This window comes from Colwellia sp. E2M01, assembly GCF_018860585.1.
GTDB lineage: Bacteria > Pseudomonadota > Gammaproteobacteria > Enterobacterales > Alteromonadaceae > Colwellia.
Genome location: NZ_JAHKPR010000053.1, coordinates 1 through 13,898, shown reverse-complemented (window position 1 = coordinate 13,898; position 13,898 = coordinate 1). Strand labels below are relative to the sequence as shown.

The following is a 13,898-nucleotide window of genomic DNA, read 5'->3' as shown; positions in this document are numbered from 1 at the left end:
AATAAGCTGTGAACTTCTGACGTCTCTAAGTCTTGTTGTTTAACGACCATGTTGTAAACAACTATTGACCGTCCATCGACTAATAAGCTTGCTCGCAGTAAGTGGTATTCATGACCACAGGCTCCACTCCAATCGACAGCTATTGCTAACATAGGTAAAGAGGAAATGATGGGGTGAACTAGGGCATGGTAGATAGCAACTTTTTCATTATACAAGTGTGTGTTGCTTAAGAAGCGATCAACGCGCTTTATTTTATGTTTTACGTGTGCGGAGCCTTTGAGGTTTCTTCCAATGTCAGTCAACGTTAGTTTGCTACCAGATATTAACGTATTACTACAGTTCATTAATGTCTTCATCCTGGCATTGTTGAATGAAGATAAAGACTCTTGGAAGTATTTATGGCAAAGTGATAGTTCAGGCATAGCAGTTCCAACTTATGTGTGTTTTGGCGAACTACATAAGATCATAATTTGCTATGCCTGTCACGTTTTGGGGAGCCCTCAGCCCTTTGGGTGTAGTCGCCACCGCGACACTGTAGGTATAAAAAATACAAACAGAAGTTATCTGCTGTAACAAGCAAAGCACAGTTAGAAATTGTGCGCCAATTACATCTACATAAATTACAGGTATAAAAAAACCCTTAACAATTACTTGTTAAGGGTTTTTACTAACTATTAAGTTTAGTTAAGTATAAATACTTAATTAAGCTTTAGTAATTACGTCAACTAATTTCCAGTTCTTAGACTTAGAAATTGGCGCAACTTCAGTAATAGTTACTAAGTCACCTTCGTTACATACGTTAGTTTCATCATGAGCTTTCAACTTAGTTGAACGCGTCATGAATTTACCGTATATAGGGTGCTTAACACGACGCTCAATCAAAACAACGATAGACTTATCCATTTTGTTACTGATAACAACGCCTTGTAGTGTGCGGATTTTGGCTTCGCTCATTACTTACCTGCCTTTTCAGTGATGATAGTCTTAACACGTGCGATATTGCGACGTACAGTTCTTAGCAAGTGAGTTTGTGCTAATTGGCCAGTACTTGCTTGCATGCGGTAGTTAAACTGCTCGCGAAGAAGTTCTAGTAATTCAGCATTTAGCTCTTCAATGCTTTTTGCTTTAAGTTCACTAACTTTCATTACAATGCCGTCCTAGTTACGAAGGTAGTTTTGAATGGAAGTTTAGCAGCAGCTAAAGCAAATGCTTCACGTGCGATTTCTTCCGAAACACCTTCCATTTCATAAAGAACACGACCAGGAAGAATTTGGCAAACCCAATATTCTACTGAACCCTTACCTTTACCCATACGAACCTCAAGAGGTTTTTTAGTAATTGGCTTATCAGGGAATACGCGTATCCAGATTTTACCTTGACGTTTCACATGACGAGTCATGGCACGACGAGCGGCTTCGATTTGGCGTGCAGTCATACGACCACGCTCAACCGATTTCAAACCGAAAGTACCGAAGCTAACTGAACTACCAACCTGGGCTAAGCCACGGTTACGTAGTTTAAATTGCTTACGGAATTTAGTACGTTTTGGTTGTAACATTACTTATTCCTCTTACTTCGCTTTGCGGTTGTTCTTTCTTTTAGGCTTAGCAGCTGGTTGCTCTGCTTGTAATGGCATGTTGCCAATAATTTCGCCTTTAAAGATCCAAACTTTAATGCCAATAACACCATAAGTAGTGTCACCACGCGCAATTGCGTAGTCGATGTCTGCACGTAAAGTATGTAAAGGTACACGACCTTCACGATACCATTCAGCACGTGCGATATCAGCGCCGCCTAAACGACCACTAACTTGTACTTTGATGCCTTTCGCGCCTAAACGCATAGCGTTTTGAACTGCACGCTTCATAGCGCGACGGAACATAACACGACGTTCTAATTGACTAGCAATGCTGTCTGCAACAAGCTGCGCATCCATTTCTGGCTTACGTACTTCAGCGATGTTGATTTGAGCAGGAACACCAGCAATTTTAGAAACTGCTAAACGTAATTTCTCTACATCTTCGCCTTTCTTACCGATAACAACACCTGGACGAGCCGTGTGAATTGTTACGCGGATAGATTTAGCTGGACGTTCGATTACCACTTTTGAAAGTGATGCACGCTTAAGCTTTTCTTTTAAAAATTCGCGAACCTTATGGTCGCCGTCTAAGTTGCTAGCAAAATCTTTGTTGCTTGCAAACCAAGTAGACGCGAAAGGTTTCGTGATACCTAAGCGAATACCGGTAGGATTAACTTTTTGACCCATACTAATATACTCCTAAGAATCAGACACAATCACAGTGATGTGACTAGTGCGCTTGATGATGCGATCGGCTCGGCCTTTCGCACGTGGCATAATACGTTTCATTGTTGGACCATCGTCAACTAAAATAGTTTTAACGAATAATTCATCAATATCTGCACCTTCGTTATGCTCGGCATTTGCGATAGCAGAGTTAAGTACTTTTTTAACTAAAACAGCAGCAGATTTGTTGCTGAAAGTTAAGATTTCAAGTGCTTTCTCTACATTTACGCCACGGATTTGATCCGCAACTAAACGCGCTTTCTGAGCAGAACCGCGGGCAAATTTATGTATAGCTTGAGCTTCCATTTAATTTCCCCTTATTTCTTCGCTTTCTTATCAGCGATATGACCGCGATAAGTACGAGTTGGTGCAAATTCTCCTAATTTGTGACCGATCATTTCTTCGGTTACAAATACAGGAACGTGTTGACGGCCATTATGGACAGCGATGGTCAATCCGATCATTGTTGGAATGATCATTGAACGACGGGACCAAGTTTTAATTGGCTTTTTATTCCCGCTTTCCACCGCTTTCTCTACCTTCGTCAACAAGTGTAGGTCAATAAATGGACCTTTCTTGAGGGAACGTGGCATGGTGAATCCTTATATATTTAATTCATCATGTGAACTTAGTTTTTTTAAAAACCAACTAAGCTCAGCAATCAGAATATTAGTTAAATGTACTAAATTACTTAGTACGACGACGTACGATAAACTTATCAGTACGCTTGTTCTTACGAGTCTTGTAACCTTTAGTTGGTACACCCCAAGGTGATACCGGGTGACGACCGCCAGATGTTTTACCTTCACCACCACCGTGTGGATGGTCAACTGGGTTCATGGCAACACCACGAACTGTTGGGCGAACACCGCGCCAGCGTGAAGCACCAGCTTTACCCAATGAGCGAAGCATGTGTTCAGAGTTACCGATTTCGCCTAATGTAGCACGACATTCAGACTCAACTTTACGCATTTCGCCAGAACGAAGACGTAAAGTTACATAAGCACCGTCTTTCGCAACTAATTGTGCGTAAGTACCAGCAGCACGTGCAATTTGCGCGCCCTTGCCTGGCTTAAGTTCGATTGCGTGAACAACACTACCTAATGGTGTGTTGCGTAACGGCATTGTGTTACCCGCTTTGATTGGAGCATCTACACCAGACTGGATTGTATCACCAGCTGTTAAGCCTTTAGGGGCTAAGATGTAACGACGTTCACCATCTGCGTATAAAACTAATGCGATGTTAGCACTACGGTTTGGATCGTATTCTAAACGTTCAACTTTGGCTGGAATGCCATCTTTGTTACGTTTAAAATCAACGATACGATAATGTTGCTTATGACCACCACCAACGTGACGAACAGTAATGCGACCATTATTGTTACGACCACCAGACTTAGACTTAGTGTCTAATAGTGGTGCATAAGGCTTACCTTTATGAAGCTCTTTGTTTACCACTTTAACTAGGTGACGACGACCCGGAGAAGTAGGTTTACATTTTACTATAGCCATTTTAACTGCTCCTTATGATTCCGCGCCAACGAAGTCGATGTCACTACCTTCTGCAAGAGAAACGTAAGCTTTTTTCCAGTCGTTACGACGACCAGTACGAGCTCCAGTACGTTTTACTTTACCCTTAACATTAAGCGTATTAACACCTTCAACAGTAACGTCAAAAAGTTTTTCAACTGCGGCTTTAATTTCAGCTTTAGTTGCATCTGTAGCTACTTTGAAAACAACAGTGTTGCTTGCTTCAGCGGCTGTAGTTGCTTTTTCAGAAATATTTGGTGCTAAAAGCACTTTTAACAAACGTTCTTCGTTTATCATGCTAAAATCCCCTCAATTTCTTTAACTGCATCAGCAGTGATTAAAACTTTTTCGAAACCAACTAAACTTACAGGGTCGATTGCTGCAACGTCACGAACGTCAACTTTGTATAAGTTGCGTGCTGATAAGAACAAGTTCTCGTCAACTTCTTTTGTTACAATCAATACGTCTTTAAGTTCTAAGCCTTTTAACTTAGCAACTAAATCTTTAGTTTTTGGTGTTTCTACCGAAAAATCGTTAACTACTACTAAACGTTCTTGACGAACTAATTCAGATAGGATGCTAGCGATAGCACCACGATACATTTTACGGTTAACTTTTTGGCTGTGATCTTGTGGCTTAGCAGCGAATGTTACGCCACCAGTACGCCAGATTGGACCACGAGTAGTACCAGCACGTGCACGGCCAGTACCTTTTTGGCGCCATGGTTTTGCACCACCGCCGCTAACTTCAGAGCGAGTTTTTTGAGCACGAGTACCTTGACGAGCACCAGCTGCGTATGCAACTACTACTTGATGTACTAACGCTTCGTTAAACTCACGTCCAAAAGTTGCTTCAGATACTTCAAGAGCACCTGTTGCGTCTTTTAATGATAATTCCATCAGAAAATCTCCTGGACTTAAGCTTTAACAGCTGGTTTGATGATTACGTTACCGTTGATAGCACCCGGAACTGCGCCTTTAACAAGCAACAAGTTACGTTCTGCGTCAACGCGAACCAATTCAAGGTTTTGTGTAGTAACGCGCACAGCACCCATGTGACCAGACATCTTTTTGCCTTTGAATACACGACCTGGAGTTTGACACTGACCTAACGAACCGTTTGATCTGTGTGATAACGAAACACCGTGAGTAGCATGCTGCATGCTGAAGTTCCAACGCTTAATACCGCCTTGGAAGCCTTTACCCTTTGATGTACCAGTAACGTCAACTAATTTAGTGTCATTCAATAACTCAACAGTGATTTCACTGCCAGCTTCGATATCACTACCTTCGTTTGCGTTTAAACGGAATTCCCACAAGCCGCGGCCTGCTTCGATACCTGCTTTTGCGAAATGTCCAGCAGCTGGTTTGTTAACACGGCTAGCTTTACGCTTGCCAGTAGTAACTTGTAGTGCTGAATATCCATCATTGTCTACTGTTTTAACTTGAGCAACACGGTTGGCTTCAACTTCAATAACAGTAACAGGAGTAGAAACGCCATCTTCTGTGAAGACACGAGTCATACCCACTTTACGTCCAACTAGACCTATAGTCATTGTTAAAACTCCCCTTAACCCAAGCTGATTTGAACATCAACACCAGCTGCAAGATCTAAACGCATTAATGCGTCTACAGTCTTTTCAGTTGGCTCAACGATATCAATCATGCGTTTGTGAGTACGAATTTCGTACTGATCACGAGCATCTTTGTTAACGTGTGGAGAAGTCAAGATAGTGTAACGTTCTTTGCGAGTAGGAAGTGGAATTGGACCACGAACCTGAGCACCAGTACGTTTTGCAGTATCAACGATTTCTGCTGTAGATTGATCAATCAAACGATGATCGAACGCTTTCAAACGAATGCGAATTCTTTGATTTGACATGAAGACAAATCCCCTTTTAAAAGAACAAAAAAATACATCCCTCTGCTTCCTATATGTTGGAAGGGGGTGTATTACTAATAAACATTCAACTCAAAATTAGAGTTGCTGTGAAATAAAGTATTAATCTTTATTTAGTACTAAAGCTTATTTAAGTAGAACATATAATATTGAAACTTATAATAAAACTCAGTAAGTCACACTCAGTTTGGTTGAATGTGAGCGCATATTATACAAGGTTTAGTTATTCACGCAAGTTGTTTTTATGTTTTATTGTTAACTTTAGTGGATAGATAATAAACAAATATAAGTTGGCTTAATATCAATAAGGTAGTGGGGCTAAAAGATGGGGGATTAGTGTTAACGCCCATAAATTGACTTTTTTATGGGCTTAATTTTATTATGTATTTTGCCGTCTGTGTTAATTTACCAATAACGGCGCTATTACCTAACTAATAAGTATGGTGCTAAACACTCACTGTTTTTTGTTTCTTTGCATTTACAATTATTAAAATAATGAAAAGCACTATTGCAGAAGCAATACCAATAGGTTTGCTATAAGCTTCTGATAAATTAAAACCTATACCAGCGGTCATAATATAAGAAATAGTAACGCTTGTGCCTATAACGGCAGGAATGCTTACTATCCAGTGAAATGTGCCGCGATCGAACAAGAATTTTGTGGCTAACCAAAGAACACTGGTCGACAATAACATATTTGAAAAAGCAAAATAGCGCCAAATCAATGAGAAATCTATTTTAGTCATAAAGTAAGCAATCACTAAAATAGGTACGGCAAGTAAGAGACGGTTACGCATGCTTTGTGAAATATTGAAGGCATCAACTATGGTTAAACGTAATGATCTAAAGGCGGTATCGCCAGAAGTAATAGGAAATATCGCTACTGCAATTACCGCCATAATACCCCCAAGTACCCCAAGGTAACTAGTGGCTATATGATTCACAACTAAACCAGGACCACCTTCAGCTAACATTGCTTTAAGTCCAACATACCCCTCAGGAAATGCGGCTATACCTGCAAGCGCCCAAACACAACCAACTATACCTTCAGAAATCATCGCACCATAATAAACAGGGCGTACATATTTCTCGTTGGTTAAACAACGCGCCATAATTGGGGCTTGAGTAGAATGAAAGCCACTAATTGCACCACAAGTAATGGTAATGAATAATAATGGCCAAACAGGTGCACCGTCAGGATTTGGTTCTAAAAAGTCTTTATTAAAATGGTCATGATCAAAATAGCTAAGAAAATCACCTAGCACAGGTAAATGAGGGGCATTAAGTAGTAAGGCTATTGCTATTGAACTTGTCATTACTATCATTAATAAGCCGAATAATGGATAAAGCCTAGTGATTATTTTATCAATAGGTAATAACGTCGCTAAAAAGTAATAACCCAAAATGATGAAAACCCAAAAAGTATTTCCTTCAAGAAACGTCCCTTCAAAATAACTTAAACTGCCTAGCAAACCAGCAGGACTCATAATAAAAACAACGCCTACAAAGAATAACAGCATAGCGGTAAATACCAACATGATACCTTTATAAACAATATTAAAATGTTTACCTGCTATTTCAGGAAGACTTTTCCCGTCCTCTTTAATGCTCATTACCCCAGAAAAATAATCATGAACCGCGCCACCTAAAATATTACCTAATACAATCCAAACTAAGGCAACTGGGCCATAAATGGCGCCAAGTATCGGGCCAAATATTGGACCAACACCAGCAATATTTAAAAATTGAATAAGGAAGGCTTTTACGGGATGAATAGCGACATAATCGACACCTTCGTCGAAACGTACTTGCGGTGTTTTTATAGAGTGGTCAATCCCCGCTTGTTTTTCGACGAATGGGCTATAAAACTTATAACCTAATATAAGTAGAGTGATACATATAAAGAAAATAATCATAATAAGTGAGGTTCCATTCTATTAGGTACTATTTAGGTTTAGTTGTGATCGTAAATATAAACCAATTATGGATTATTGTATGGAAAATACCAATAGTGGTAAATATTTAGGTAATATATTTGCTCTAATATAAATAGGTTTCTTTTTATAATAAATTAATACTGATATTTATTGCTATATAAGCAGAGCCAATAAACATATATTTAATAATTGTATTGTGATTGTATTATTTTCAGTTAAAACATCTACATGTTTACATCAACGATAATTAATGTTTAGGTTTCTTAACCTTAAAAATAAGCTTCAAATATACCCTTTCAGTAATTTTATTTATCAATTTTCTATGGATTCTCTTTTGTTGATGATATACTCGCGCGCAAATTCTCAACAGTTCTGCTTTTTGCTTTGCTTATAATAAGCAAATAAAAGTGAACTAGAACTTAAACTAAATAGAGTGACCTAATGGCAGATTTATCAAAATACAGAAACATTGGTATATTCGCTCACGTTGATGCGGGTAAAACCACAACAACTGAACGTATCCTTAAACTAACCGGTCAGATCCATAAATCTGGTGAAACCCATGATGGTGAATCAACTACTGATTTCATGGAACAAGAGGCTGAGCGCGGTATTACTATCCAGTCAGCAGCGGTAAGCTGTTTTTGGAAAGATCACCGTTTCAACGTTATCGATACTCCTGGTCACGTTGATTTCACAGTAGAAGTATATCGTTCACTTAAAGTATTAGATGGTGGTGTTGGTGTATTCTGTGGTTCTGGTGGTGTTGAGCCACAATCAGAAACTAACTGGCGTTACGCGAACGACTCTAAAGTAGCTCGTTTAATCTTCGTAAATAAATTAGACCGTTTAGGTGCTAACTTTTACCGTGTAACAGATCAAGTTAAAAAGGTTCTTGGTGCTAACCCACTTATTATGACTTTACCAATTGGTGAAGAAGATGACTTTATCGGTGTTGTTGACGTTTTAACTCAAAAAGCTTACGTTTGGGATGAAACAGGCCTTCCAGAAAACTACACAATTGAAGATATTCCAGCTGATATGGTTGATGATGCAGCTATGTATCGTGAGCAATTAATCGAAACTGCTTTAGAAGCAGATGAAGATTTATTAATGGATTACTTAGAAGGTGAATTAACACCGACTGAAGAGCAAATTAAAGCATGTATCCGTAAAGGTACGAATGAATTATTATTCTTCCCTACTTACTGTGGTTCAGCATTTAAAAACAAAGGTATGCAATTACTTCTTGATGCTGTTGTTGATTATTTACCATCTCCTACTGAAGTTTCTCCACAACCTCTTACTGATGAAGAAGGTGAGCCTACTGGCGCACACGCTATTGTTTCTGCAGATGAAACATTTAAAGCATTAGCATTTAAGATCACTGATGACCGTTTTGGTACATTAACTTTCGTACGTATCTACTCTGGTACATTGAAGAAAGGTGATACTATTCTTAACGCTGCTACAGGTAAAACTGAGCGTGTTGGTCGTATGTGTGAAATGCAAGCAGATGACCGTAACGAACTTACTTCAGCACAAGCCGGTGATATCATCGCGATTGTTGGTATGAAGAGTAACGTACAAACAGGTCACACATTATGTGATCCTAAAGATCCAATCATCCTTGAAGCGATGGTATTCCCTAAGCCAGTAATCTCTATCTCTGTAACACCAAAAGATAAAGGTTCAACTGAGAAAATGGGTATTGCTATCGGTAAAATGGTTGCAGAAGATCCGACTTTCTGTGTTGAAACTGATGAAGATTCAGGTGAAACAATCCTATCTGGTATGGGTGAGCTTCACTTAGATATCAAAGTAGATATTCTTAAGCGTACTTACGGTGTTGAATTAGAAGTTGGTAAACCACAAGTTGCTTACCGTGAAACTATCACATCAGCAATTGAAGATTCTTACACACATAAGAAACAATCTGGTGGTTCTGGTCAGTTCGGTAAAATTGATTACCGTATTAAGCCAGGCGAACCTGGTTCTGGTTTCGTATTCTCATCTACAGTTGTTGGTGGTAACGTTCCTAAAGAATTCTTCCCAGCAATCGAGAAAGGCTTCAAAGGCATGATGGATACTGGTGTTCTTGCTGGTTTCCCTGTACTTGACGTTGAAATTGAATTATACGATGGTGGTTTCCATGCGGTTGATTCATCTGCTGTTGCATTTGAACTTGCTGCTCGTGGCGCTTTCCGTCAATCAATTCCAAAAGCCGGTGCTCAGTTAATTGAACCTATCATGTCTGTTGATGTGTTTACTCCTGATGATCACGTTGGTGATGTTATCGGTGATTTAAACCGTCGTCGTGGTATGATCGGTGGTCAAGAAGCTGGTGCTACAGGTGTTCGTATTAAAGCTGACGTACCACTTTCAGAAATGTTCGGTTACATCGGGTCTTTACGTACAATGACATCAGGTCGTGGTCAATTCTCTATGGAGTTCTCTCACTATATGCCTTGTCCTAACAACGTAGCTGAAGAAGTTATTGCTGAAGTTAAAGCGGCGAAAGCAGCGAAAGACGCAGCTAGAAAATAATTAGTAACTAATTAAGTGATAATTATTTTGATGAAAGGATGCTTCGGCATCCTTTTTTATTGCCTAAAATTTGATAACCATCAGAAACCGGCATAAAGAAAATTCCACTGTAATTCTCTCAGCTAATAATACAAGTGCCTTGTCCTAACAAGCACATAAAGTAATGTGAAGAAGTTATTGCTGAAGTTATTGCTGAAGTTAAAGCCGCTAAATACGCAGCTAGAAAGTAATTAGTAACTAATTAAGTGATAATTATTTTGATGAAAGGATGCTTCGGCATCTTTTTTGTATCTCTAGTTTAAGTAAGCCTAGTATCAATTTACCTGCAATCCATAGCGCCAAAATCTACGCCATCGATGTAAGCTTACAGTAGGTAAATAGGTATGCTTATTACGCTGTATTAATTTATCTAAAAGCCAATGACTTGGTGTTAAATGAATAACAATATTTAGGTAATTAGGAATCGTGAAATAGGTTATGTGATGATCAGGGCATAATTGCTGCAATATGGTTAATGACAAATTAATATCGTTTTCACTAATATCAGGTAAATTAATTGATAAACACGCAGAACTATTTAATGAAGCTGCTAACGTTTCAAGTTGCTGTATAATAACCTTAAAACCAAATTCTTTTGATTGATATACATCGCATATAAGCCAATCATACTCAGCCGCTTTATTGGTTAATTGATTATTAGTGAGCCATGTCATGCCATCGGCACAAACTATATCAAAATCAATATCCGCAGGATTAAAGTATTGCTCAAAAGTGTTGATCACCTCTTGCGAGTAATCAATTGTTGTTACTTCTATATTTGTAGACAAATGTTGCAGAAAACGAGTCGCGTTACCACCGCCTAACCCTAATTCAATTACGTGTTTTGGCTTGTAAAAAAGTAGGGGTAATTGCAACGCAATTTGATGCGGTAAGGTTAACTGCCAAGGCTTTCGTTTGTGCATTACGCTTTGCACGACATCATTGAATGCCATCCAACAATAATGATCGTTTTCGCTTACCGAGATTGCATCTTGTTGATGGCTTAAATACACTAACCGACCTTGGCTTAAATGTTTTGCTAACTTCATAGCCGGTTCCTATGGTTAATGGTATTTTTTGAAGAGACTAACCATAACCAATACGTAGGGCAAGGTCACTAAAAATTGCGAAAATCCTCCTTACTAATGACTTAACGAAAGTTAAAAAGGTAAAAGACTTAAATGACTAGTACGAATTTAAAAAGTGAACCACTAACTAGTGTTGGTATTATTGGTTGTGGATGGCTAGGCGGAGCATTAGCTCGCCAATTAAAAGATCAGGGGATCAGTGTGTTAGCCACACGTAGTACGATTGAGCATGTTGTTGATTTAAAAACACAAGGAGTTGATGCTGATGTTTTATCATTACCGTGTGAACAAGAGGTGTTAAATAAACACCTTGTCTTTAATCAACAATGCATTGTTATCGCCATAACCCCACAATTTAGACATGGTCGAGTTGATTATGCTGAAAAAATTAGACAGATAATTAATAGCACTAAACTTAACAGTAAAGTTAAAAAAGTAATATTGTTAAGTAGCACTGCTGTATATAACGGTTTATTCGGAAAAGTGGATGAAACTGCTCAGTTAAATTTTGCAGCTGATAAAGTTAATTTGTTAAATGAAGCGGAGCAAACTGTTTTAACTTTTAATCGTTTAACTAGCCAGCCGAATGACAATGTGAGTAATAATAAAAGTGCTTACGTACTTAGGTTATCGGGTTTGGTTGGTCCTAATCGTCACCCGGGTAAATTTTTATTAAACGGCAGAATGTTAAAAAGCCCTGAAGCGACTGTTAACTTAATCCATCAACAAGATGCTGTCGGTCTTATTATTGCGTTACTTAAACAAACTGCTCAAAGTGATCTTAATAATCATATTTTTAATGGCGTTAGTGCAACACAAGTAACTAAAAAAGAATACTATCAAACTGCTGCTAAAGCTTTAGGTTTACCATCTCCAACCTTTGAAAAAACTGATGAATTAACTTATGACAATAGAACCGAGCAAAGCATTGATAAAATTGTCTCAGGTAAAAAAGCACGAGACATTTTACATTACCGTTTTGTTTATGACGATTTACTTACTTGGCTGACTAAGTGAACTGATATGAGGCTTACATTTTAAGTCGCCTGATGATAATTTATCTATTGTATGTTGTCACTTTTGTTATACTAGCGCCGAATTATATACTTGCTTGTTAGCTAATTTGATTAACTCACTAATTGAGATGAATAGAGCGACTTTTGAAACTATTTCCAACTAAATTTATTATTCGTCACCAAGAAAAGTTATTGTTTATAGTACTTTTGGGGCATGTAACTTTATTGAACTTATTCTATGTGACTTATAACGGCCCCATTTTCTTTTGGGCAGAAAGCCTACAATTCTACACGCAGTTTATTCACTTAATGGTTGCGGCAATAACCATGGGGTTTTATTTTATTTTACTCAAGTTAACCAAACGTTTTAATTTAAGTAAAAAAACTAAACCGTTACGTGACTCTGTAAAGGACTCCGCAAACTAATGCGTGTAGTACTCGCCCCAATGGAAGGCGTGTTAGATCACCTTATGCGTAATTTATTAACACAAGCAGGTAATTACGATCTCTGTGTTACAGAGTTTGTTCGTGTAGTTGATACAGTATTATCTGATCGTGCTTTTTTCAGGTATTGTCCCGAATTACAAGATGCGGCAGCCTATGGTTGTACCACTAAAGCGGGTACACCAGTGCGAGTACAATTACTTGGTCAACACCCTGAATATATGGCAGCTAATGCAGCCAAAGTTATTGAATTAGGCTCAAGTGGTGTTGATATCAATTTTGGTTGCCCTGCTAAGGCGGTGAATAAAAACCGTGGCGGCGCTATTTTATTAAAAGATCCTGAAAACCTTTACCAAATAGTTAAAGCGGTGAAAGAAGCAGTACCAAGCGATACTATTGTTAGCGCCAAAATCCGCCTAGGTTATGAGGATAAAAGCCTCGCTATAGAAAATGCGCAAGCAGTAGAAGCCGCCGGTGCTAATCAGCTTACTGTACATGCTCGCACTAAGCTTGAAGGTTATCGACCACCTGCGCATTGGCAATGGATAGCAAAGATAAATAAGGCTATCTCAATTCCTGTTATTGCCAACGGTGATATTTGGAGTTCAGACGATGCTATAAAGTGTCGAGAAGTTTCAGGTTGTAGTGATATTATGGTGGGACGTGGTGCGTTAACCATCCCTAACTTAGGTAAAGTCATTAAGCAAGAAAGTGAGATAATGACGTGGCAAAATGTGCGTTCTCTTTTAAAAGCTTATACCGAATTTGAAACCCGTGGCGATAAAAGCGCATATTTCCCCAACCGTATTAAACAATGGCTTAAATATATTAAAAACCATTATCCTGAAGCGGGCGTATTATTTGGTGAAATTAGAACATTAAAAACAGTAGAAGATATTAGAAACGCATTGTCGTAATAGAATTAATAATTTGTAGCGTTTATCAATAGCTTATATTACCTTGGCAGTAATAAAATATATATTTATGCCAAGTTGATTTAATACCAATTTGATTAAATTTCTTCCCAACTCAGAGCTATGCTCGATGTGCAATAATAAGGCGAATTTGTTTAGATCTAGTCATTCTAAATCAA

At 38.5% G+C, this 13,898-nt stretch carries 17 protein-coding genes and 1 pseudogene; 4 read left to right on the top strand and 14 right to left on the bottom strand.

From position 1 onward, the window contains the following. The 13 genes and pseudogenes from KO502_RS11135 to KO502_RS11075 all read right to left on the bottom strand — a co-directional run. Positions 1-422: pseudogene (locus tag KO502_RS11135) on the bottom strand (IS4 family transposase); the annotation flags it as partial. Between the two features lie 280 nt (positions 423-702). Further along, a complete protein-coding gene (gene rpsQ / locus KO502_RS11130; protein WP_216022646.1) occupies positions 703-954 on the bottom strand; it encodes a 30S ribosomal protein S17 in 252 nt (83 codons plus the stop codon). Then, positions 954-1,145, bottom strand: a complete 192-nt coding sequence (rpmC, locus tag KO502_RS11125; protein WP_033095427.1) for a 50S ribosomal protein L29 — start codon at positions 1,143-1,145, stop codon at positions 954-956. The genes rpsQ and rpmC overlap by 1 nt, the downstream gene beginning before the upstream one ends. Beyond that, positions 1,145-1,558, bottom strand: coding sequence for a 50S ribosomal protein L16 (gene rplP / locus KO502_RS11120; protein ID WP_216022645.1), 414 nt, complete (start codon positions 1,556-1,558; stop codon positions 1,145-1,147). The genes rpmC and rplP overlap by 1 nt, the downstream gene beginning before the upstream one ends. 12 nt (positions 1,559-1,570) lie before the next feature. Continuing rightward, entirely contained in the window at positions 1,571-2,266 is a 696-nt protein-coding gene (gene rpsC / locus KO502_RS11115; RefSeq protein ID WP_033095429.1) for a 30S ribosomal protein S3, read from the bottom strand. A gap of 12 nt (positions 2,267-2,278) precedes the next feature. Then, the gene (gene rplV / locus KO502_RS11110; protein WP_216022644.1) at positions 2,279-2,611 is read right to left on the bottom strand and encodes a 50S ribosomal protein L22; all 333 of its coding nucleotides are present in this window, start codon (positions 2,609-2,611) and stop codon (positions 2,279-2,281) included. Positions 2,612-2,622: 11 nt separating this feature from the next. After that, a complete protein-coding gene (rpsS, locus tag KO502_RS11105) occupies positions 2,623-2,898 on the bottom strand; it encodes a 30S ribosomal protein S19 (RefSeq protein WP_033095431.1) in 276 nt (91 codons plus the stop codon). 94 nt (positions 2,899-2,992) lie between these two features. Continuing rightward, positions 2,993-3,817 (bottom strand): 50S ribosomal protein L2, encoded by an 825-nt coding sequence (gene rplB, locus KO502_RS11100; RefSeq protein WP_216022643.1) that lies wholly within the window; start codon positions 3,815-3,817, stop codon positions 2,993-2,995. A gap of 12 nt (positions 3,818-3,829) precedes the next feature. After that, positions 3,830-4,132 carry a 50S ribosomal protein L23 gene (gene rplW, locus KO502_RS11095; protein WP_216022642.1) on the bottom strand — a complete coding sequence of 101 codons (303 nt, stop codon included), beginning with the start codon at positions 4,130-4,132 and terminating at the stop codon, positions 3,830-3,832. Continuing rightward, complete coding sequence (rplD, locus tag KO502_RS11090; RefSeq protein ID WP_216022641.1) at positions 4,129-4,734, bottom strand: 50S ribosomal protein L4; 606 nt, start codon at positions 4,732-4,734, stop codon at positions 4,129-4,131. Before rplD ends, rplW begins: the two co-directional genes overlap by 4 nt. 17 nt (positions 4,735-4,751) lie before the next feature. Continuing rightward, positions 4,752-5,390, bottom strand: a complete 639-nt coding sequence (gene rplC, locus KO502_RS11085) for a 50S ribosomal protein L3 (RefSeq protein ID WP_216022640.1) — start codon at positions 5,388-5,390, stop codon at positions 4,752-4,754. A 14-nt stretch (positions 5,391-5,404) separates the two neighbouring features. Next, positions 5,405-5,716 (bottom strand): 30S ribosomal protein S10, encoded by a 312-nt coding sequence (gene rpsJ / locus KO502_RS11080; protein ID WP_011041723.1) that lies wholly within the window; start codon positions 5,714-5,716, stop codon positions 5,405-5,407. Between the two features lie 464 nt (positions 5,717-6,180). Continuing rightward, on the bottom strand, positions 6,181-7,650 hold the full coding sequence (locus tag KO502_RS11075; protein ID WP_216022639.1) for a carbon starvation CstA family protein: 1,470 nt from the start codon (positions 7,648-7,650) through the stop codon (positions 6,181-6,183). Positions 7,651-8,112: 462 nt separating this feature from the next. Here KO502_RS11075 and fusA point away from each other — a divergent pair, with 462 nt between their 5' ends. Continuing rightward, positions 8,113-10,218 (top strand): elongation factor G, encoded by a 2,106-nt coding sequence (fusA, locus tag KO502_RS11070; protein WP_216022638.1) that lies wholly within the window; start codon positions 8,113-8,115, stop codon positions 10,216-10,218. A 314-nt stretch (positions 10,219-10,532) separates the two neighbouring features. Here the strand turns inward: fusA and KO502_RS11065 are convergent, their stop codons facing one another. Then, entirely contained in the window at positions 10,533-11,306 is a 774-nt protein-coding gene (locus KO502_RS11065; protein WP_216022637.1) for a hypothetical protein, read from the bottom strand. A 132-nt stretch (positions 11,307-11,438) separates the two neighbouring features. Between KO502_RS11065 and KO502_RS11060 the strand changes: the two genes are divergently transcribed. The 3 genes from KO502_RS11060 to KO502_RS11050 all read left to right on the top strand — a co-directional run bounded on the left by KO502_RS11060 (position 11,439) and on the right by KO502_RS11050 (position 13,722). Beyond that, positions 11,439-12,362, top strand: a complete 924-nt coding sequence (locus KO502_RS11060; RefSeq protein ID WP_216022636.1) for an SDR family NAD(P)-dependent oxidoreductase — start codon at positions 11,439-11,441, stop codon at positions 12,360-12,362. A 143-nt stretch (positions 12,363-12,505) separates the two neighbouring features. Beyond that, the gene (locus KO502_RS11055) at positions 12,506-12,787 is read left to right on the top strand and encodes a hypothetical protein (protein WP_216022635.1); all 282 of its coding nucleotides are present in this window, start codon (positions 12,506-12,508) and stop codon (positions 12,785-12,787) included. After that, positions 12,787-13,722 (top strand): tRNA-dihydrouridine synthase, encoded by a 936-nt coding sequence (locus KO502_RS11050; RefSeq protein WP_216022634.1) that lies wholly within the window; start codon positions 12,787-12,789, stop codon positions 13,720-13,722. Before KO502_RS11055 ends, KO502_RS11050 begins: the two co-directional genes overlap by 1 nt. The last annotated feature ends 176 nt before the right edge of the window (positions 13,723-13,898 follow it).